Origin of the sequence: Streptococcus mitis (assembly GCF_047464945.1) — a bacterium.
GTDB classification, from domain to species: domain Bacteria; phylum Bacillota; class Bacilli; order Lactobacillales; family Streptococcaceae; genus Streptococcus; species Streptococcus mitis_EA.
In genome coordinates, this window is sequence record NZ_JASHAX010000004.1 from 68,377 (window position 1) to 88,028 (window position 19,652).

The following is a 19,652-nucleotide window of genomic DNA, read 5'->3' on the forward strand; positions in this document are numbered from 1 at the left end:
ATAATCCGACTACAAACAAAAATAAACCAAAAAGTCTGTCCCTATTATGCTATATTTAACTCTAGAAGTATTCATCCATCTAATTAATAAATATATCATATTTCACAATAAATGAATACTATCAAAGATTCATCCCCTTTCACTTCATCATTTAGTGTTGCTTAGATTTATCAAAAACAACCAAATTTGTATTAATTTCAAGTATCACCTAGTTACAAAAATTTGGGGTGAACAGAAAAAGCATTAATATATCCGAAACTCGCCACCACCTCAGGAATACCGAGTTGCTGGTGAGATAGAGAGTAGGCTAAATAAATAAACAGAACAAGACTAATGAATTCAAAAGAAACACCTGTCAATAAGATGCCTGTAATTTTTGTCAAACCATACTTAAAATACTTATCCTGCAAATTCTTTAGAGAACTCTTTTGTTGATTCAAAAAATGCGACATAGTTAGTTTATTTACCAAATGATGTCCCATAAGCAAATCCTCCAAAGTTCGATAGTAATCTCCTTGTTTTTTCAAGTAAACCTGTCTACGATTAGCGGTCAACTTCCCAACGATTTTAGGAATTTGAATACTAATTCCAGTGGAAAAGATTAAAATCAGTGATACAATAGGATTAATTGTTCTGCTAATAATGAAAGCGTAAATGATGATACGTAAAATTTGTTTGATAAAACTCATCAATGGAGGAAGGTAATCCTTTTCCAACGAATCTAGGTCATTAGATTGATAGGAAATATACTCTGCTACTGTTTTCTGCTTAAAATCGTGGTGACTGAGTCCCAGAAGTGAACGAAACCACTCATTTTTCAAAGTAGTCGAAAAGATAATCCCCTGCTTCCAATCAAGTATCATTTGGATATAGTTACAACTCAAATAGCCTGCCACTGACATAGAGTAACCATATAGAGCTACTTGATAATCCCCTTTGATTAATGCCTGCGTGAAATACGGTAACAAAGCTGTGCAGATATTCGATACTACACCAAAAAGAAAATTAAAGAAGAGATACCATCTAATAGTTTTAAGATATGGTAGCATATACGATACTCCTTGCTAATGCGTTTTTTTACATATCGCAGAACAATCTCTACTATTCCCTATTTCAGATAGTGCGATATTCGGACATTGAGTGCAATAATTGTAAATCACACAAGTACTGCAGTTTTTACTATCATTCAAAATATAATTTGCTATTTTGTAAAATATAGGTCTATCCCATGTTTCTTTGATAGATGTAAAATGAATATTTCCAATACTTCTATTGAAAGTAAGCTTTTTCAGTTTTTCTAACGATTTAGGCTATTTCGTGACACACCCACAATCCGTGAAAATTCTGGTTATATCAGATTATGTGATTTTCGTAAGAATTTTATATTGTCTCCAATCATGGCAGTCTCCTTTTACTTGATAAAACTATTATAACATTTAGAAATTAAAAACTGGTTCAAAATCAATAGAATGTGTGTATTCGATACATTCAATAAATTCTTGGAAACAGTTCTACACCAGTTACACAAATCTATATACACCTATCTCATTCAAAATAAAAAGAAAGCTGCAGTTCTTTTAATCCTGTGTCAACGATTCATTCTGAAATCGAATAGGAGACATTTCCCAAGTCTACAATTCACTTCATCTCAAATTAATTTTTGTAATTCACCCTTAGTTTATAGATTTTATATTCAACAAAAGTATAAAGCATACAAAACTTCACTTTGAACCAGTATTTATACTATATTCCGTATTAAAAGTTCTATTATTGGTTTTGTAAAAAACAGTCTTCAAATATCCTGAAATATAGCAAAAAGAGATTGGGTAAAAACTCATTGTCTCTTCTCACTCAAGGACTAAGTTTACTTGAGCAAACTGAATCCGCACTATCGTTCCTTTTCCAACCTCAGACTCGATGCGAATCTGGTGACCCAGTTCTTCAGAAATTTTCTTAGATAGGTAAAGTCCAAGTCCAGATGACTGCTGGGTTAGGCGGCCATTGTATCCTGAAAAGCCACGTTCAAAGACTCGGAGAACATCACTATTTTTTATCCCGATTCCTGTATCCTTGATACAGAGTTCCTGGCCTTCCATATAAATCTCCAGACCACCTTCCTTGGTGTACTTGAGACTATTTGAGATAATTTGTTCAATGACCACTAGTAGCCACTTCTTATCCGTCACGATTTCTTTATCAAGGTCATGTAGATTGACATTTAAGCCTTTTTGAATAAAGAAAAGAGCATATTTACGAATTATTTCCTTGACCAAATCCTCAATTTGAACCTGCTTTAAGACCAAATCATCATGGAAACTTTCTAAACGCAGGTACTGTAAGACTAGATTGGTATAGGAATCAATTTTGAAAATTTCCTGTTCCAACTGCTGCTTCAGTTGGCGGTCGGCCACTTCTGCAACTAAGAGTTGACTGGCTGCAATGGGGGTCTTAATCTGGTGCACCCACAAGGTATAGTAATCCAGCAAATCCGTCAGTTTTCTTTCTGCGTCAGACCTCTGCTGATAGAGTTCCATCTCACGCGCTTCTAATTTTTCAGCCAAAACTCTTTCCAATGGAGATTTGGCTTCCCTCTCCCCATAGAGAATTTCCTGGCGATAGACCTGCATTTCCACCAATATGTCCCAAGTGAAAAATAAGATGGTTACAAAGCAACACAGCAGGAAAAAGTAGAGAAAGTAAATTCCCAAACTGGCAAATAAAAACTGAAAGAGTAAGACCAGAAACGTCAAAGAAATCAGATAAACCAAAAGACGACTACGGGAGCGCAGATAGGCTAGAAAAAATGGTTTCCAATCAAGCATGCTTTAATCCGTACCCTATCCCTTTCTTGGTCTCGATAAATCCTACCAAGCCCTGCTCTTCCAATTTTTTACGCAAACGAGCTACATTGACAGAGAGGGTATTATCATCAATGAAAAAGTCACTGTTCCAAAGTTCCCGCATCAAGTCATCACGCGCTACGATATTGCCTGCATGCTCAAACAAAACGCGTAAAATCTGGAATTCGTTCTTGGTCAAGTTCAAGACTTGCCCTTGATAATGTAAATCCATGGATTTGGTATTGAGGATAACACCGGCATATTCCAGTAAACTCTCGTCACGCCCAAACTCATAGGAACGACGCAACAAGCCCTGAACCTTGGCTAAAAGAACCTGCTGGTCAAAAGGCTTGGTCACAAAGTCATCCGCCCCCATATTGATTGCCATGACAATATCCATAGCCTGGTCTCTCGAAGACAGAAACATGATCGGCACCTTGGAAATCTTGCGAATTTCCTGACACCAGTGATAACCATTAAACAAGGGCAGTCCAATATCCATGAGGACCAGATGAGGCTCCGACTGGACAAAAAGACTCAAAACTTCCATAAAGTCTTCTACCAGGACCACTTCAAATCCCCATTCAGATAGCATTTTTCCGACTTGTTGACGAATGACATGATCATCTTCTACTAATAAAATCTTGTGCATCTGATTCTCCTTTGCTAATTTTAGGAGTCTTAAATCCTTTAGTATAAATAGAGGGCTTAGTATCTAATACTTTTTTGACATTTCCTTGTCACAACAGCTCAAAAACAGATAGTGAATAACCCCATTGATATCATACCTTATTTTCAGACATAGTGCCAGCACTACCCATTTATTTTTAATTTTTTCAACCCTCATTTCAGTTCTTTTATACATCCCCTTAACCAAAATTTATATCTATTCTTCCAAACCTTGAGTGTAGTTAAAACGACACTCTATACTCTTCTAACATTGAAAAGCTCCTTATCAAGTGGTATCCGTAAAAAGTTCTAGCTTTCAGATTGACAATCTTAAAAAGATTTGTTAAGATATGAATGAACAGTATTTAATATTCATTCAGAAAAGAGGTGAATCAAATTGGACAAAAAACAGGCTTTGAAATCCGCAGCTTATGAAGTTTTTTCAAAAAAAGGATACAAGGCGACAGGAATTTCAGAAATTGCTAGACAAGCTCATATGGCAGTCGGATCTTTTTATAACTATTACGAAAGTAAAGAGGCTATTTTTTTAGATATCTATATTGATGAAAACAACCGTGTTCGCCAAACTATGATCGAAGAACTGGATTGGGAAATTGATATGATTGATCTTATTAGTCAACTCTTTGCTCAATCCAGAGCACTCGTTTCTTCCAATAAAATCCTTGCAGAATGGTACAATCCTGCCATAGCAGATGAGTTGCATAGCTACTATTCCTCAGAAGAAGGGAAAGTCACGAATCCATTTCATCAATTTCTCGTGAAAACCTTTACTCATCGTTTGCAGGCTGAAGGCCATTCTCCAGAAAAAATTCAAGATATTTTACAAGTTTACAACCTATTTTACTACATGGATATGCATATCACAGAAAATGATTTTCCAGATATTAGCAAAACTGTAGAAATACTAGCAACCAACTTCATTAAAGGAATACTGAAATAAAGAAATCTTTTCTTTATTTTTTGGAAATTATTGAATGAAAAAAAATATTATTCATTCATAGAAAATTACTACACTATAGGAGTTAAAAATGAAACGAGGGAAAAAAATGTTCATAATTATTCTAACTACACTTGGAGTGCTCGGCTTTATATCTTGGGGAATCATTACCTATCTTGGACGAAGTCAAACTTTATCGATAAAATCCATTGAAAATCCCAGCGGAGATTTGTATTTAGTTCACATCACAAAACCAAAAAATCAAATATGGAAAGCTGGCTCCTATGCTCAGTTTAAGCTTCCTGACAGCTCGTTTGGTCCAGACAAAAGTCCAGTAAAGGAGGATCAGGCTAGCCGATGGCTAACCCTTGCTTCTACTCCTGATGAGGATGAAATTCTTATTGTAACCCATAATAGTGGTAGCGTGTTTAAGGAAACCTTAACACATTTACCATCTGGTAGTAAAATTGAGATGAGTTGGCTGGAATCATCTTTATCTGTTAAAGACAATGACCAAGCACTGGTTTGTTTTGCCTCTGATGTCGGTATTTCTACTCTACGTCCAGTTGTGAAAGAGTGGGCTGGTAAGCGCTCCATCATTCTTAATCATTTAGACAAAGGAGTAAACATTTTTGATAATGAGTTAAGAGAGCTTAGTAAGAATAATCCGAATCTAACTTATAAAACTAGCGAAACCTTTTCTCAAAGCCAAGCATTTTTAAAAAATGCGGTTGTGAAATACGGTAACCAAGCTATTTATCTCTTAACCGGCCAACCTGATGATATAAATGAGATGAAAAATTTCTTAAAAGAAAATGGGATTGACTCCAAACAGATACAAACAAGTATGTTTAGAGGTTTGAAATAAAAGCAAACTGTCTTCTATGTGTCTGAATCATACCATTATAGGTCAGTATGTAGAGAGCTCGTACAAACCAACTAGTAAATTATATGTGATTGTGATAAGATAAATAAAAAGAAAGGAGCTCTTATGACCAATATTTTTGACTACCTGAAAGATGTCGCACACGATTCCTTTTACGACCTTCCTTTGAATGAGTTAGACATTCTAGCCTTAACAGAAATCACCTATCTCTCCTTTGATAATTTGGTCTCCACAACTCCTATGCGACTTTTAGACCTGGTACCTCAGGTTCCAAGAGAATCTAACATGTTGACCAGCAAAAATCGCCTCCAGCTATTAGATGAACTAGCTCAACACAAGCGCTTCAAAAATTGCAAACTCTCCCATTTTATTAATGACATCGACCCTGAACTGCAAAAGCAATTTGCTGCTATGACCTACCGCCTCACTCTCGACACCTATCTGATTGTCTTTCGTGGGACAGATGACAGTATCATTGGCTGGAAGGAAGATTTCCACCTGACCTATATGAAGGAAATTCCTGCTCAAAAGCACGCTCTTCGCTATTTAAAGAACTTTTTTGCCCTCCATCCTAAGCAAAAGGTCATTCTGGCTGGGCATTCCAAGGGAGGAAATCTAGCCATCTATGCTGCTAGTCAAATTGAGCAAAGCTTGCAAAATCAAATCACAGCAGTTTATACCTTTGATGCGCCTGGTCTCCACACAGAACTGACACAAACTGAGGGCTATCAAGGGATAATGGATAGAACCAAGGTCTTCATCCCACAAGGTTCCATTATCGGTATAATGCTGGAAATCCCTAACCAGCAAATCATCGTGCACAGTACTGCTTTGGGTGGTATCGCCCAGCACGATACCTTTAGTTGGCAGATTGAGGACAAGCACTTCGCTCAACTGGATAAAACTAACAGTGATAGCCAACAAGTCGATACAACCTTCAAAGAATGGGTGGCCACAGTCCCTGATGAGGAACTCCAGCTCTACTTCGACCTCTTCTTTGGCACTATTCTCGATGCTGGGATTAGCTCCATCAATGACCTGTCTTCCCTAAGAGCTATCGAACATATTCATCATCTCTTTGTCCAAGCACAATCCCTCACTCCAGAAGAAAGGGAAACCATGGGGCGCCTTACTCAGTTATTGATTGATACCCGTTACCAGGCCTGGAAAAATAGATAGTACTCTGGAAAATCAAATATATACAAAACAAAAGACCTAGAATACATAATTTCATGTGCATTCTAGGTCTTTTTAAATAAAATCTAACTACCAAATAATCCCTTTGTAGGCTATCAAAATGAGGACTGATAGTAGGACATAAAAGGCAAGGAAAAGCCATTTCATCTTGACACAGAGCGCTAAGTACTCCCGAATAAAGGCAGATGGTATGTAGTAGCCTGCCGTCCTACATCCGAGGCCATCTCCCTTCATATTTAACTTACGCGCATAGGTACTAGTACGAAAAACATGATAGTCATTTGTAACAAAGAGGAATTGAGGTTTGGCTACCAGTTTCTCACCAAGTTCCTTAGAAAAGAGAAGGTTCTCGTAGGTAGTCCTTGATTGATCCTCCAGAATAATCGCATCTTGGGGAACATCTGTCTCTTCAAGAAGATAGTTTGTAATGGCCTGCGCTTCAGAAATCTTTTCATCTCCTCCTTGACCACCACTGGCAATAATTTTTATGTTAGAATTCTTAGACTTGTGGTAAGCTTCTACCGCCTTATCAATTCTCCTCTTTAGCAAAGGTGTTACCTTTTCTCCGTCTAACAAACCTGCACCATGAATGATAATAAAATCATAATGCTTCTTCTTAGGAATAAAGAGATACAAGATAGAGTACAGAATAAAAGCCACAAAAGCAAAACCAAAAATAAAGTAAGAATAAGCAATAAATGCAAATAAAATATTTAGAAAGTGATTGGTGTAAAATAATTCATGTCGTCCTCCCAATCGAAATGACATCAAAGCAAAAAATAGCAAAATGACTATTCCAAGGAGCATGGAGAGATAATTAGCCTTTGAACGTCCCTCTCGCTTCAACAAAATGACCCCATTATAGATTAGAAAGATGCCACTTAGAAAAAGCAAAAAAGGAAGTAAAATAAAGGGAAATATAAAAAAAGCGAAATGAATCTTCTCATACCCATTTTGATAAAAAAGGTAGCCTAGATAAAAATAACTGGAAATGAGGGATAATAAGAATAATACTGGATTCCACAAACTTCTATTATCCTTCCAAAATGACACTATAAATGCTAATACAATTCCTATAACGAGATACATTTCTTCCTCCTTTTATGAGTTCATTTTATCATAATTATCCAAAGGAAAAAAGAGGGCATCTATCCCTCTCACTCCTTCATCTGACTCTCTGCATCAGCCACGACTTGCTCTAGACTGGTCTGACCAAGTTCAGTCTCCATGGCCAGCTGAATTCTCTCCAATTTTTGATCCAAAACATCATGAATATGAGCTCCAACTGGACAATTTGGATTCGGATTGTCATGGAAACTGAAGAGTTGACCTGTCTTACCAAGACACTCAACCGCTTGATAAACATCTAAAAGACTAATATCCTTAAGATCCTTGACAATCTCTGTTCCGCCCGTTCCACGCGCGACTGAAATCAGCTCTGCCTTCTTCAACTGGGACAAGGTTTTTCTGATAATGACAGGATTGACCCCGACACTAGCAGCCAGAAAATCACTGGTCACCTTGCTTTCCTTCCCCTTGAGGGCAATGATTATCAGCATATGAGTCGCAATGGTAAATCTACTCGGAATTTTCATCCTCTTCTCCTTTTTACGAGGCTAGCCTGCCTCTACTCTTCTTTTTCTTTTATTATACCTTTTTTAGTTGTAATGTCAATCGTTACCACTTTTCAACCAAGCATCTAATTCCCTATCATAACCCTCTTTCTGGGCTAATTCTCTCAGAAATTCCTGATGATGAGTATGGTGGATACCATTGACCAGACTTTCATAGTAAACCTCAAAATAGGGAAGTTTGAGGTCTTTAGCTAGCTGCAATTCAGCTACCACATCGTAGTCTACCCGTCGGAAGTCCATATCTACCAAGCCCTTGTCATCAAACTCTAAAATCATATACTGGGCTCGCAAGTCCTTCCGCAACTGGGCATCTAGAAAGAAAGGCTGGCCAATTGAACCCGGATTGACAATCAATTGCCCACCAGTCCCGTAACGAAGCAACTGCTGGTGAATATGACCATAAACAGCAATATCACAAGGCGGATTGGTCACCAAGCGGTCAAAATCCTCTTGCGCTCCAGTATGAATCAACTCTCTCCCCCAGTTCTTATCAGGAAGATGGTGGCTAATTCCTACCGTCAAATCACCAAACTGACGATGAATCTGGAGTGGTTGATTGTGGAGTAGTTCAATTTCTTCTAGGGAAATTTCCTCTAAAACATACTGGCACTGACGCAAGAGATAGCGTTGACTGGGACGAGTACTATCCAATTCCTTGCGGACACCATGCCAAAGACTGTCTTCCCAGTTTCCCAAAACTCTAGCCGTAATCGGTAGTTTAGCCAACAAGTCCAAAATCCTTCTACGCCCTGTCCCTGGCATGAGAATGTCTCCCAAAAGCCAGTATTCATCCACTCCTAGCTGCCGAGCATCTGCCAAAACAGCCTCCAAGGCGGTGGTATTTCCATGAATATCTGAAAGAAGAGCTATTTTCGTCATATCCATCTCCTCGTTTTTTCTCTTGCAATAAGTATAACATAAAAAGTCACAGCTAGAGAAATCTAGCTTTTTTTGATATACTAGATAAAGATATTAGACAAGAGGAAGCGAATGACCCCGAATAAAGAAGACTATCTAAAATGTATTTATGAAATTGGCACAGACCTGCATAAAATCACCAACAAGGAAATTGCGGCTCGTATGCAAGTCTCTCCCCCTGCCGTAACTGAAATGATTAAACGGATGAAAAGTGAAAATCTCATCCTCAAGGACAAGGAATGTGGCTATCTACTGACTGACCTCGGCCTTAAACTGGTCTCTGAGCTCTATCGTAAGCATCGCTTGATTGAAGTTTTTCTAGTTCATCATTTAGACTATACGAGTGACCAGATTCACGAGGAAGCTGAGGTCTTGGAACATACTGTCTCTGACCTTTTCGTGGAAAGACTGGATAAATTGCTAGGTTTCCCTAAAACCTGCCCCCACGGAGGAACTATTCCTGCCAAGGGAGAACTCTTAGTTGAAATCAATAACCTGCCACTAGCTGATATCAAGGAAGCTGGCACCTACCGCCTGACTCGGGTGCACGATAGTTTTGACATTCTCAATTATCTGGACAAGCACTCACTTCACATCGGTGATTCGCTCCAAGTCAAGCAGTTTGATGGCTTCAGCAATACCTTCACTATCCTCAGTAAAGACGAGGACTTACAAGTAAGTATGGACATTGCAAAACAACTCTATGTCGAGAAAATCAACTAATTTCTCAAGTCCCCTACCAACCCTGAAAGTTTGATTTTCAGGGTTTTATTTTTATCATTTGATTTTGCTTTCATTTTGTTATAAAATCGATGTAAAAAACAAGAAAGATACCTTAACCTATGAAAAAATCACTAAAAATTTTTGCGACATCCAAATGGTTTGACCTCTTTGGGGTTGCTTTGGTCGTTGGAATTGCGATCGCATCTGGTTACCTCAACTCACGACTCGACAAATTCGTAGACTGGGGACCATGGACAGCTCTTGTTCCCTTTGGATTCATTTCCGTAACCAACGTTGGGATTTCCATGTTGTCCACTCGTTTCACGGGGAAATTAAGCAAATGGGGAAATTACTTTGGTATTATTAATACCATTTTGTCTGGTACCATTGATTATATCCTTGGAAATAAGGCGGCTATTATCACCTATCCCGTCACCTTCCTCATTTATACCTTTGCTATTAAGAAATGGGAAGCTTCGCAAGAAGGCAGACCCAACCAAATGAGCCAAAAACAGCTAAAATTAGCGGCCATTATCATTTCCATCATCGCCTTCCTCTTCGCCTTTGTGACTAACTATATCGGCTATGGTAGTAAGATGAATCTACTTGCCTACGTGACAACTATTGCCTTTGCACTGTCCCTCATTGCAAATGCTTTGAATGCATTGAAACTGACAACTCAGTGGGGATTTTGGTTGATTTACAATTTTGTGCAGCTGACAAAGGCTGGCATTCAAGGAAATTTCGCCAATATCGGAAAATACATCTTTTATATCCTCAATGCAATCGGAGCTTTATTTGTCTGGAATGATGAAGAAGTGGAACAATAAGAGGAAACTCAAATAAAGAAATCGAATAGAATCTCCTTACTAAAATTTTTTATCATTTTAGTTGAAACTCCCATTCTTTTGGAGTAGAATGAAGCTAGATAAAAGAGGGAGGTCATCTTATGAAAAAACTCTGTAGAATCCATTTTACAGCAATTGCAGTTATCGATTTGCTACTATTTGCATTCTTCAGCACTAGACCCGAGACAGCTTTGGGCTGGCTCTTGCTCACTGGTTTTATTTTCATCCTTGCTCAAGGACTACTGCTATTTCGCTTGGTCAATCGACTCAAAAAACATTCATCTGAGATTGATCCTCAGATCAGTAAAAAGATTCGCTTCTACTATTTAGGGGTTCTCACCATTGATTTTCTATTATTTATCCTCTTCACCTTCATTAGTTCTCAGCGATTTTTCACTCTTATGCCAATTGTCACTGCTTGTCATTCTACTTTATATTATCGGACAACTGACTACCTAAGAGAAAACTATCTAGACTTTTACGACAAACACATCTCTTTGTGGGAGTGTCTCTAGTGAAAAGGAGGTTTTATCATGAAAAAAATCATCTATATCAAAACCATTCAACTCCTTATCATCGATGGAATCATGCTGGCATTTTTGACATTTAAAGAGGGACTTACGTGGGATTGGATTTTGATTTATAGCGGTTGGCTCATCTTCTTTCATCCTGTACTATTGACCTATTTTTCTAATCAACTTTGTGACCACTTTAGTCAACTCTATTCCCAGATTAGACCGAGATTCTGGCGTTTTGCCTTACAAATCCTCCTATGGGATAGCCTGATAATCCTCTCCTTGATATGTTTGAGTGGTATCCCACTCTTCCTTCAGGGAACTCTCCTCATCCTAGGACATCTCATCCCTTCCTATCGCACCTGCCAAATCCTGAAAAGAGACTTCCCCCAAGCCTATCAAGCACCGATTTCATTTTGGAATATTTTATGATAGATGAGAAAACCAAGCCGGCTGGGCTTGGTCTTTCTTATCTATTTTTCGTATCAAGGATAATGGTAACTGGTCCGTCATTGACCAGCTCAACCTGCATATCCGCTCCAAAGATGCCTGTCTGAACAGGCACTTCTTGCGCTAGTTTTTGATTGAAAGCATCATAGAAATCTGATGCCATATCAGGCTTGGCTGCGCCAGTAAAGGCTGGACGATTGCCTTTCTTAGTATCCGCAAAGAGGGTAAACTGAGAAATTGAAAGGATTTCTCCTTCAATATCTTTGACAGACAGATTCATCTTGCCTTCTGCATCTGAAAAAATCCGCATGTTGACAAGCTTTCTCACAGCATAGTCCAAATCTTCCTCTTGGTCCTCTGGCCCAACACCAACCAGCAATAAGAGTCCCTGATTGATTTTTCCCTGCACCTGACCTTCAATACTCACTTGGGCTTTTGTAACCCGTTGGATAATGATTTTCATAATAGCCTTTCTAGTAATAACTAGGACAATTAGCCGTTGGTCCGTTTGACAGAATAAACTTCTGGCACACTCTTAATCTTGTCCACAACCGTAGTCAATGTAGAGAGGTTAGCAATACCGAAGGACACATGGATATTAGCAAATTTCATATCCTTGGTTGGTTGGGCGTTGACCGTTGAGATATTCTTAGTAGTGTTGGAAAGAACTTGCAGTACATCGTTCAATAGTCCTGTACGGTTGAGGCCATAAATATCGATATGAGCCATATACTCCTTATTTGAGTTTGAATACTGATCTTCCCACTCCACATCAAGGAGACGTTGCTCGTAGTTTTCTTGGGCACGCAGGTTCATACAGTCCACACGGTGAATAGCCACACCACGACCCTTGGTAATGTAGCCGACAATATCGTCACCAGGAACAGGATTACAACACTTAGCAATCCGCACTAGGAGACCTGAGGCTCCTTCAATGACCACCCCCCCCTCATGCTTAACCTTGAGGGTTTCTTTGTTCTCAACCTTGATCTCGCCACCTTTGACAAGTTCTTCTGCCTCCGCCTTGGCCTTGGCACGTTCTTCCTCACGGCGTTCCTTTTCAGTCAGACGGTTAAAGACAGTAATAGCTCCAATTTCGCCAAAACCAATGGCCGCAAAGAGGGATTCTTCTGTCTTGTAGCTGGTCTTTTGCAGAACTTGGTCCATGTGACGCTTGTCCATGAATTTATTGGCCACATAGCCGTTTTCTTGGAACTGAGCCATCAACATCTCACGCCCCTTGTTAACAGACAATTCCTTATCTTGATTTTTAAAGAACTGACGAATCTTGTTACGCGCCTTGCTGGTCTTGACCATATTGAGCCAATCACGGCTCGGTCCAAAGGAGTTGGGGTTGGTGACAATTTCAACCTGATCCCCTGTCTTGAGCTTGGTTGTCAGTGGAACCATGCGACCATTGATCTTGGCACCAGTTGCTTTTTCCCCGACCTTGGTATGGATTTCGTAGGCAAAATCAATCGGTCCTGAATCTTTTGGAAGGGAACGCACAGCACCATCTGGAGTAAAGACGTAAATCTCCTCAGCCAAATAGTTTTCCTTCACAGAGTCCACAAATTCCTTGGCATCATCAGCCTGATCTTGGAGCTCCATCATCTCCTTGATCCAGTTCATCCCAATAGCTGATTCCTTGCTGTTAACCTGCCCCTTAACGCCTTTCTTATAAGCCCAGTGAGCCGCAACCCCGTACTCAGCAACCTCGTGCATGGCTTTAGTTCGAATCTGGAATTCAATCGGCCCTTTTGGCCCATAAACAGTCGTATGGATAGACTGGTAACCATTGGCCTTTCGATTAGCGATATAGTCTTTAAAGCGACCAGGCATGGGTTTCCAAAGTTCATGCACATAACCCAACATGGCATAAACATCACTTTGGGTATCTAAAATACAGCGAATAGCAATCAGGTCATAGATTTCCTCAAACCGTTTTCTCTTATCCTGCATTTTGCGGAAAATAGAGTAAATATGCTTGGGACGACCATAAATCTTCCCTCTCAAGTGATGATCCGTCGTATATTCCTCTAATTTTGTGACTACCTCATCCACCAAGGCTTCACGCTCTCTGCGCTTTTCCTTCATCATATGGGTAATCTTGTAAAACTCCGTTGGATTGAGGTAACGGAAAGATAGGTCTTCCAATTCCCATTTGACACTGGAAATCCCCAAACGATGGGCAAGTGGGGCATAGATTTCCATGGTTTCTTTGGAAATACGCTCCTGCTTGTCTTTTCGAAGATGTTTCAGGGTCCGCATATTGTGCAAGCGGTCAGACAGTTTGACCAAGATAACACGGATGTCCTCAGACATGGCCATGAGCATCTTGCGATGGTTTTCAGCCAACTGCTCCTCGTGAGACTTGTACTTGACCTTACCAAGCTTGGTAACCCCATCTACGATTACCCGCACATCAGGACCAAACTCTCTTTCCAAATCGTCCAAGGTCGCATCAGTATCTTCCACCACATCATGCAAGAAACCACAAGCTACCGTTACAGCATCTAGCTTAAGTTTGGCTAAAATACCTGCCACTTGGATAGGATGAATGATATAAGGCTCGCCTGATTTGCGGTATTGACCACTATGGCATTCCACCGCATAGACCAAGGCCTTATGGACAAAATGGACATCCTCTTCCGTTAAATATTCTTTGGTTAAAGCGACAACTTCTTCGCCTGTTAAATTCACTTCTTTTGGCATCTCTACTCTCCAATTCTTCCTACCATTTTATCACTTTTTTAAGAATATGAAAACTAGATTGGAACAGAATAAGAAAAAAATAATTCAGAATTGCTTGATAATTCTGAATTATTGGTCTATAATATATTACGAAGTTAGATTTTAAACTTAGGTGATAGAAGGAGAGATAGAAGAACGGAAACCATATTGTAACCGAAAGACTTTCTGACTTCCCCAATTCCATTGAATATACGAAAGATAAACAGTGGAACTCGTGTCACATACACTGGTACCTTGACTGGATTTTGGAATTAATACTCAATAAAAATCAAAGAGCAAACTAGGAAACTAGTCGCAGGTTGCTCAAAGCACCGCTTTGAGGTTGTAGATAAGACTGACAAAGTCAGTCACATATATACGGCAAGGCGACGTTGACGCGGTTTGAAGAGATTTTCGAAGAGTATAAAAATCCTCAAGATACTTTCTTTTATCCTTTAGTTTATAAGGAGAACACCTATGAAAAAAACTGCTATTTCTATCTTTGCTCTCCTAGTGTTAGGAGTTAGCTGCCTGTTCCTATTCAGCCAACAAGGCTATAAAAAAACAGTCGTTCAATACTATGCTAACAACCAGAACCTGCCCAATAGGATAACTTATAGTGAATATAGCGACAAACGAGAAGCCAACTACGGTGGCACTCTAAACATCACATCTATCAAACAAGCTAATGACGGAGTTTATGCAACCTATGAAGGGAAATTGACACCTCTCCAATATTGATAAATTGATAACCAGCCTGTCTTCATCTAGTCATGCTGGTTTTTAAGTTCATTCTAAATCCTTACCTATTCTCCCTAACTGTGCTATACTTATCTTAGTACATTCTTTGAGATTGGAGCTAATATGAAAATCCATAAAACCGTGAATCCTGTTGCCTATGAAAACACCTATTACCTGGAAGGTGAAAAGCACGTCATTGTGGTAGATCCTGGTAGCCATTGGGAAGCCATTCGTCAGACAATAGAGAAGATCAACAAACCAATCTGTGCTATTCTCTTGACCCATGCCCATTATGACCATATCATGAGTCTGGACTTGGTTCGCGAGACTTTTGGAAATCCTCCTGTCTATATCGCTGAGAGTGAAGCCAGCTGGCTCTATACTCCTGTCGATAATCTCTCTGGGCTTCCTCGCCACGATGATATGGCAGATGTGGTCGCAAAACCTGCAGAACACACTTTTATCTTTCACGAAGAATACCAACTAGAGGAATTTCGTTTTACTGTCTTGCCAACTCCTGGTCACTCTATCGGCGGCGTTTCTATCGTCTTTCCTGATGCTCACCTAGTCTTTACGGGAGATGCCCTATTCCGTGAAACTATTGGACGAACCGACCTTCCGACTGGTAGCATGGAACAACTCCTTCATAGTATCCAGACCCAACTTTTCACTCTACCAAACTACGATGTCTATCCAGGACATGGTCCAGCTACGACTATTGCTCACGAAAAGACCTTCAATCCCTTTTTCTAGTAAGATGATGACAATGACTATCGCATTTTAAGTATATTATCCAGCAGTCTTTCCACTATAAAAGGCATCCTATCAAGGTTTTCACACCTGATTGGATGCCTTTTTCTGATGACTAAATTTTTTGCCTTACCAAATAATCACGCGCTCTTCTGGTGAACGCCACATACCGTCGCCTTCTTTGACATCATAGGTTGTAAAGAAATCATCGAAGTTTGGTACTTGCACATTGACACGAAGTTTAGCTGGCGCGTGCACATCGACGCTAGCCAAAAGTTTCATAAATTCTGGACGACCTTTCATGCGCCAGATGCGACCGAAGTTGTAGAAGAACTCTTCTGCTGAGAAGTCTGGTTCTCTCTTAGCTGCTTCAAGCGCTGCTGCGATTCCTCCCAAGTCAGCCACATTTTCTGATACAGTCAATTTACCATTGATGGTTGCTCCATAAGAATCTTGTCCATCAAACTGGTCAATAACTTTTTGTGTTTTCTCCTTGAAGGCAGCATAGTCGCTCTCTGTCCACCAATCCTTGAGACTACCATTTTCATCAAAGGAAGCTCCGTTAGTATCAAAGGCGTGGGAAATTTCATGAGCAATAACTGCCCCAATACCACCATAGTTAGCAGAAGATGACTGGTGCAAGTCATAGAAAGGCGCCTGCAAAATAGCCGCCGGGAAGACAATCAGGTTCTTCTGTGGATTGTAGTAAGCATTGACCATATGAGCAGGCATGCCCCATTCCTTGTAGTCTACAGGCTGGTTCCACTTGCTCCAACTGTGCTTGATTTCCACACGCGCAAAGGCTAGAGCATTATCAAAAAGACTAGCAGTCTCATCCACTACCTTGTCCTTGTAGCGTTCTGGCAATTCTTCTGGATAACCGATATAAGGCTTGATGACATTGAGTTTGACGATGGCTTTGTCACGAGTTTCAGGAGTCAGCCAGTCATTCTTAGCCAAGCGTTCCTTATAGACATCAATCATAGTTGCCACTTTTTTCTCCACGTCCGCCTTAGCCTCTGGAGAGAATTTTTCATGGGCATACCAGAGACCCAAGGCTTGTTTGAATGGACCCTGTGCTAGCTGGTAGGCAGCTTTAACCTTGTCTTTGGCTTCTGGAACTCCAGATAGCGCACGACTGTAGGCACCTGACAAGACACGGATTTCTTCTGTTAAATAGCTGGTTGAGAGATTCACAACACTTAAAATTAAGGTTGCCTTGAGGAGAGGCCATGCCTCTTCACTATAGAATTGGTCTGCTGCTTGCCAGAAGCGTTCTTCGTCTACAATAACCTTGTCTGGTACTTGTCCAAGAACTGCTTGGAAGAAGTCATCCAAAGGTAGGGCAGGTGCGAATTTCTTGAAATCTTCATATGAATATGGATGGTAGAGTTTAGCATACTCTGAACTTTCTTCATTAGAAAGAACTACTGCTGCAATTCGGCGGTCCAATTCAAGTCTTTTCTCTAGCAAGTCTTCAATTTCTGCATCAGAGAAATCATAAGCTTTGAGGAGATTTGCGCTGCTTTCTTTCCAAAGAGTCAGGAGCTCTTCTCGCTGAGGATGGTCTTCTGCATAGTAGGTCGTATCTGGCAAGATTGTGCTTGGAGCGCTAGCCCATAGAACATTGATTCTAGCATCCATAAAGTCTGGCGATACACCAAAAGGAAGGAAGTTAGGTTTTCCTGTAAGTTCAAACTCTGCTAGTTTAGCTGTAAAATCCGCAAAAGTCTCCAATTCTTGGAATTCTTTAAGAAGTGGTAAGACAGGTGTGATATCATCAGCTTCTCTCTTGTCAAAATCACGAACTAGGCGGTGGTATTTGACAAAGTTCGCCAAGATAGCATCCTCTGGAACATCTTGCCCTGCCAACCACTTATCTGTAGTCGCCAGCATAAGTTCTTCGATTTCCTCATCTAAATCAACAAAACCTCCTGTTTGAGACTTATCTGCTGGGATTTCAGCAGTCTTCTGCCATTCCCCATTGATTGCATCATAAAAATCATCTTGATAACGTGTCATCTTGTTCTCGCTTTCATTTGTACTTGTTTTTAGCTTAACAAAAATTAACTGGGAATGCAATTAAAAATGAACTTTCTCTTTCCATCATTTTTCAGTTATTATTTTAATTTTTTTAAAAATTAACTTGACTTAATTTTTTTTTTAATGTATATTAAGAGGCAGGAGGAATACAAGTTTATGATACGTATCGAAAACCTCAGTGTCTCCTACAAAGAAACGTTGGCACTTAAGGATATTTCACTAGTGCTCCACGGACCAACAATTACCGGTATTATTGGTCCAAACGGTGCTGGGAAATCAACATTATTAAAAGGGATGCTGGGAATTATCCCACATCAAGGTCAGGCATTTCTCGATGACAAGGAAGTTAAAAAATCCTTACATCGAATCGCCTATGTCGAACAAAAAATCAATATCGACTACAACTTTCCCATCAAGGTCAAGGAATGTGTCTCGCTAGGACTCTTTCCCTCTATCCCTCTCTTTCGAAGTTTAAAGGCTAAACATTGGAAGAAAGTGCAAGAGGCCCTTGAAATTGTCGGTCTAGCTGACTACGCTGAACGTCAAATCAGTCAACTGTCTGGAGGTCAGTTCCAGCGGGTCTTGATTGCCAGATGTTTGGTGCAGGAAGCCGACTATATCCTCTTGGATGAACCCTTTGTTGGGATTGACTCTGTTAGTGAGGAAATCATCATGAATACGCTGAGAAATCTGAAAAAAGCTGGGAAGACGGTTCTCATCGTCCACCACGACCTCAGCAAGGTTGCCCACTACTTCGATCAAGTCTTGCTTGTCAATCGAGAAGTGATTGCCTTTGGTCCAACCAAAGAAACCTTTACCGAAGCCAATCTCAAAGAAGCTTACGGTAATCGACTATTTTTCAATGGAGGTGACCTATGATTGCAGAATTTATCGATGGATTGCAAAAATTCCATTTCTTACAAAATGCCTTGATAACAGCCATTGTCGTCGGGGTCGTAGCTGGAGCTGTAGGATGTTTCATCATTCTACGCGGGATGTCACTCATGGGAGATGCCATTTCACATGCTGTCTTACCAGGTGTAGCCCTCTCCTTCATCTTGGGCGTTGACTTCTTTATCGGAGCCATTGTCTTTGGACTGCTAGCTGCCATCATCATTACCTACATCAAGGGGAACTCGATTATCAAAAGCGATACCGCCATCGGCATTACCTTTTCTTCTTTCTTAGCCCTCGGTATCATCTTGATTAGTGTCGCTAAAAGTTCAACTGACCTTTTCCATATCCTTTTTGGTAATATCCTAGCCGTCCAAGATACGGATATGTTTATTACTATGGGTGTTGGTGCAGCCATTCTCTTGTTAATCTGGATTTTCTTCAAGCAACTCTTGATAACATCCTTTGATGAACTCTTGGCTAAAGCCATGGGAATGCCTGTCAATTTCTATCACTACCTTCTCATGGTACTCTTGACTCTCGTGTCTGTGACAGCCATGCAAAGTGTCGGAACTATCCTGATTGTAGCCATGCTGATTACCCCAGCTGCAACTGCTTATCTGTATGCTAATAGCCTGAAAAGCATGATTTTCCTTTCCTCAACCTTTGGAGCTACTGCTTCAGTTTTGGGACTCTTTATCGGTTATAGCTTTAACGTTGCGGCAGGTTCTAGTATCGTGCTCACAGCTGCTAGTTTCTTTCTCATTAGCTTCTTTATCGCTCCAAAACAACGATATTTGAAACTGAAAAATAAACATTTGTTAAAATAAGGGGCAAAACCCCAATAAATTGG

At 40.0% G+C, this 19,652-nt stretch carries 19 protein-coding genes and 2 pseudogenes; 12 read left to right on the forward strand and 9 right to left on the reverse strand.

All coding sequences use genetic code 11. The annotated features are described in order from the left end of the window. Positions 1 to 233: 233 nt before the first annotated feature. The 3 genes and pseudogenes from QM424_RS05915 to QM424_RS05925 form a co-directional block, all read right to left on the reverse strand. A pseudogene (locus QM424_RS05915) lies at positions 234 to 1,049 on the reverse strand (ABC transporter transmembrane domain-containing protein); the annotation flags it as partial. Positions 1,050 to 1,847: 798 nt separating this feature from the next. Further along, positions 1,848 to 2,822, reverse strand: coding sequence for a HAMP domain-containing histidine kinase (locus QM424_RS05920; RefSeq protein WP_414393613.1), 975 nt, complete (start codon positions 2,820 to 2,822; stop codon positions 1,848 to 1,850). Beyond that, the gene (locus QM424_RS05925) at positions 2,815 to 3,492 is read right to left on the reverse strand and encodes a response regulator transcription factor (RefSeq protein ID WP_414393615.1); all 678 of its coding nucleotides are present in this window, start codon (positions 3,490 to 3,492) and stop codon (positions 2,815 to 2,817) included. The genes QM424_RS05920 and QM424_RS05925 overlap by 8 nt, the downstream gene beginning before the upstream one ends. A 408-nt stretch (positions 3,493 to 3,900) precedes the next feature. Between QM424_RS05925 and QM424_RS05930 the strand changes: the two genes are divergently transcribed. The 3 genes from QM424_RS05930 to QM424_RS05940 all read left to right on the forward strand — a co-directional run bounded on the left by QM424_RS05930 (position 3,901) and on the right by QM424_RS05940 (position 6,532). Beyond that, positions 3,901 to 4,470: a TetR/AcrR family transcriptional regulator gene (locus tag QM424_RS05930; protein ID WP_101776789.1), complete on the forward strand. Its 570-nt coding sequence runs from the start codon at positions 3,901 to 3,903 to the stop codon at positions 4,468 to 4,470. Positions 4,471 to 4,558: 88 nt separating this feature from the next. Then, on the forward strand, positions 4,559 to 5,335 hold the full coding sequence (locus tag QM424_RS05935; protein ID WP_261042030.1) for a ferredoxin reductase domain-containing protein: 777 nt from the start codon (positions 4,559 to 4,561) through the stop codon (positions 5,333 to 5,335). Between the two features lie 123 nt (positions 5,336 to 5,458). Then, complete coding sequence (locus tag QM424_RS05940) at positions 5,459 to 6,532, forward strand: DUF2974 domain-containing protein (RefSeq protein WP_000181728.1); 1,074 nt, start codon at positions 5,459 to 5,461, stop codon at positions 6,530 to 6,532. Positions 6,533 to 6,619: 87 nt separating this feature from the next. Here QM424_RS05940 and QM424_RS05945 read toward each other — a convergent pair whose 3' ends face one another. The 3 genes from QM424_RS05945 to QM424_RS05955 form a co-directional block, all read right to left on the reverse strand. After that, complete coding sequence (locus QM424_RS05945; protein WP_414393618.1) at positions 6,620 to 7,639, reverse strand: YdcF family protein; 1,020 nt, start codon at positions 7,637 to 7,639, stop codon at positions 6,620 to 6,622. 68 nt (positions 7,640 to 7,707) lie between these two features. Then, positions 7,708 to 8,145, reverse strand: coding sequence for an Rrf2 family transcriptional regulator (locus tag QM424_RS05950; RefSeq protein WP_261042033.1), 438 nt, complete (start codon positions 8,143 to 8,145; stop codon positions 7,708 to 7,710). Positions 8,146 to 8,220: 75 nt separating this feature from the next. Further along, positions 8,221 to 9,063 (reverse strand): metallophosphoesterase family protein, encoded by an 843-nt coding sequence (locus QM424_RS05955; protein ID WP_414393621.1) that lies wholly within the window; start codon positions 9,061 to 9,063, stop codon positions 8,221 to 8,223. Positions 9,064 to 9,174: 111 nt separating this feature from the next. On the opposite strand from QM424_RS05955, the gene QM424_RS05960 reads away from it, so the two are divergent. From QM424_RS05960 to QM424_RS05980, 5 genes and pseudogenes are all read left to right on the forward strand, one after another. After that, positions 9,175 to 9,825, forward strand: a complete 651-nt coding sequence (locus tag QM424_RS05960; protein WP_414393623.1) for a metal-dependent transcriptional regulator — start codon at positions 9,175 to 9,177, stop codon at positions 9,823 to 9,825. Then, a pseudogene (locus QM424_RS05965) lies at positions 9,806 to 9,988 on the forward strand (hypothetical protein). Before QM424_RS05960 ends, QM424_RS05965 begins: the two are co-directional and overlap by 20 nt. Further along, complete coding sequence (locus QM424_RS05970; RefSeq protein WP_238095339.1) at positions 9,945 to 10,655, forward strand: nicotinamide mononucleotide transporter; 711 nt, start codon at positions 9,945 to 9,947, stop codon at positions 10,653 to 10,655. Before QM424_RS05965 ends, QM424_RS05970 begins: the two are co-directional and overlap by 44 nt. Before the next feature lie 119 nt (positions 10,656 to 10,774). Further along, a complete protein-coding gene (locus QM424_RS05975; protein WP_265479398.1) occupies positions 10,775 to 11,188 on the forward strand; it encodes a hypothetical protein in 414 nt (137 codons plus the stop codon). Between the two features lie 18 nt (positions 11,189 to 11,206). Next, entirely contained in the window at positions 11,207 to 11,620 is a 414-nt protein-coding gene (locus QM424_RS05980) for a hypothetical protein (protein ID WP_414393625.1), read from the forward strand. Positions 11,621 to 11,657: 37 nt separating this feature from the next. Here the strand turns inward: QM424_RS05980 and dtd are convergent, their stop codons facing one another. Both dtd and QM424_RS05990 read right to left on the reverse strand, forming a co-directional pair. After that, positions 11,658 to 12,101: a D-aminoacyl-tRNA deacylase gene (dtd, locus tag QM424_RS05985; protein ID WP_004255596.1), complete on the reverse strand. Its 444-nt coding sequence runs from the start codon at positions 12,099 to 12,101 to the stop codon at positions 11,658 to 11,660. A gap of 29 nt (positions 12,102 to 12,130) precedes the next feature. Next, positions 12,131 to 14,353: a RelA/SpoT family protein gene (locus QM424_RS05990; RefSeq protein ID WP_414393627.1), complete on the reverse strand. Its 2,223-nt coding sequence runs from the start codon at positions 14,351 to 14,353 to the stop codon at positions 12,131 to 12,133. Positions 14,354 to 14,848: 495 nt separating this feature from the next. On the opposite strand from QM424_RS05990, the gene QM424_RS05995 reads away from it, so the two are divergent. Then, entirely contained in the window at positions 14,849 to 15,112 is a 264-nt protein-coding gene (locus QM424_RS05995; protein WP_414360142.1) for a hypothetical protein, read from the forward strand. A gap of 123 nt (positions 15,113 to 15,235) precedes the next feature. Beyond that, positions 15,236 to 15,865 carry an MBL fold metallo-hydrolase gene (locus QM424_RS06000; RefSeq protein ID WP_261019968.1) on the forward strand — a complete coding sequence of 210 codons (630 nt, stop codon included), beginning with the start codon at positions 15,236 to 15,238 and terminating at the stop codon, positions 15,863 to 15,865. 126 nt (positions 15,866 to 15,991) lie between these two features. Here the strand turns inward: QM424_RS06000 and pepO are convergent, their stop codons facing one another. Beyond that, complete coding sequence (gene pepO / locus QM424_RS06005) at positions 15,992 to 17,884, reverse strand: endopeptidase PepO (protein WP_414393630.1); 1,893 nt, start codon at positions 17,882 to 17,884, stop codon at positions 15,992 to 15,994. Between the two features lie 177 nt (positions 17,885 to 18,061). Here pepO and QM424_RS06010 point away from each other — a divergent pair, with 177 nt between their 5' ends. Both QM424_RS06010 and QM424_RS06015 read left to right on the forward strand, forming a co-directional pair. Continuing rightward, on the forward strand, positions 18,062 to 18,784 hold the full coding sequence (locus QM424_RS06010) for a metal ABC transporter ATP-binding protein (protein ID WP_414393632.1): 723 nt from the start codon (positions 18,062 to 18,064) through the stop codon (positions 18,782 to 18,784). Further along, entirely contained in the window at positions 18,781 to 19,629 is an 849-nt protein-coding gene (locus QM424_RS06015; protein ID WP_000559790.1) for a metal ABC transporter permease, read from the forward strand. The genes QM424_RS06010 and QM424_RS06015 overlap by 4 nt, the downstream gene beginning before the upstream one ends. Positions 19,630 to 19,652: the final 23 nt, after the last annotated feature.

Bases quoted from the DNA above. Each gene is read 5' to 3' on its own strand.
- QM424_RS05920 (WP_414393613.1), bottom strand. From the start codon at position 2,822: ATGCTTGATTGGAAACCATTTTTTCTAGCCTATCTGCGCTCCCGTAGT.
- QM424_RS05925 (WP_414393615.1), bottom strand. From the start codon at position 3,492: ATGCACAAGATTTTATTAGTAGAAGATGATCATGTCATTCGTCAACAA.
- QM424_RS05935 (WP_261042030.1), top strand. From the start codon at position 4,559: ATGAAACGAGGGAAAAAAATGTTCATAATTATTCTAACTACACTTGGA.
- QM424_RS05940 (WP_000181728.1), top strand. From the start codon at position 5,459: ATGACCAATATTTTTGACTACCTGAAAGATGTCGCACACGATTCCTTT.
- QM424_RS05945 (WP_414393618.1), bottom strand. From the start codon at position 7,639: ATGTATCTCGTTATAGGAATTGTATTAGCATTTATAGTGTCATTTTGG.
- QM424_RS05950 (WP_261042033.1), bottom strand. From the start codon at position 8,145: ATGAAAATTCCGAGTAGATTTACCATTGCGACTCATATGCTGATAATC.
- QM424_RS05955 (WP_414393621.1), bottom strand. From the start codon at position 9,063: ATGACGAAAATAGCTCTTCTTTCAGATATTCATGGAAATACCACCGCC.
- QM424_RS05960 (WP_414393623.1), top strand. From the start codon at position 9,175: ATGACCCCGAATAAAGAAGACTATCTAAAATGTATTTATGAAATTGGC.
- QM424_RS05970 (WP_238095339.1), top strand. From the start codon at position 9,945: ATGAAAAAATCACTAAAAATTTTTGCGACATCCAAATGGTTTGACCTC.
- QM424_RS05975 (WP_265479398.1), top strand. From the start codon at position 10,775: ATGAAAAAACTCTGTAGAATCCATTTTACAGCAATTGCAGTTATCGAT.
- QM424_RS05980 (WP_414393625.1), top strand. From the start codon at position 11,207: ATGAAAAAAATCATCTATATCAAAACCATTCAACTCCTTATCATCGAT.
- dtd (WP_004255596.1), bottom strand. From the start codon at position 12,101: ATGAAAATCATTATCCAACGGGTTACAAAAGCCCAAGTGAGTATTGAA.
- QM424_RS05990 (WP_414393627.1), bottom strand. From the start codon at position 14,353: ATGCCAAAAGAAGTGAATTTAACAGGCGAAGAAGTTGTCGCTTTAACC.
- QM424_RS05995 (WP_414360142.1), top strand. From the start codon at position 14,849: ATGAAAAAAACTGCTATTTCTATCTTTGCTCTCCTAGTGTTAGGAGTT.
- QM424_RS06000 (WP_261019968.1), top strand. From the start codon at position 15,236: ATGAAAATCCATAAAACCGTGAATCCTGTTGCCTATGAAAACACCTAT.
- pepO (WP_414393630.1), bottom strand. From the start codon at position 17,884: ATGACACGTTATCAAGATGATTTTTATGATGCAATCAATGGGGAATGG.
- QM424_RS06010 (WP_414393632.1), top strand. From the start codon at position 18,062: ATGATACGTATCGAAAACCTCAGTGTCTCCTACAAAGAAACGTTGGCA.
- QM424_RS06015 (WP_000559790.1), top strand. From the start codon at position 18,781: ATGATTGCAGAATTTATCGATGGATTGCAAAAATTCCATTTCTTACAA.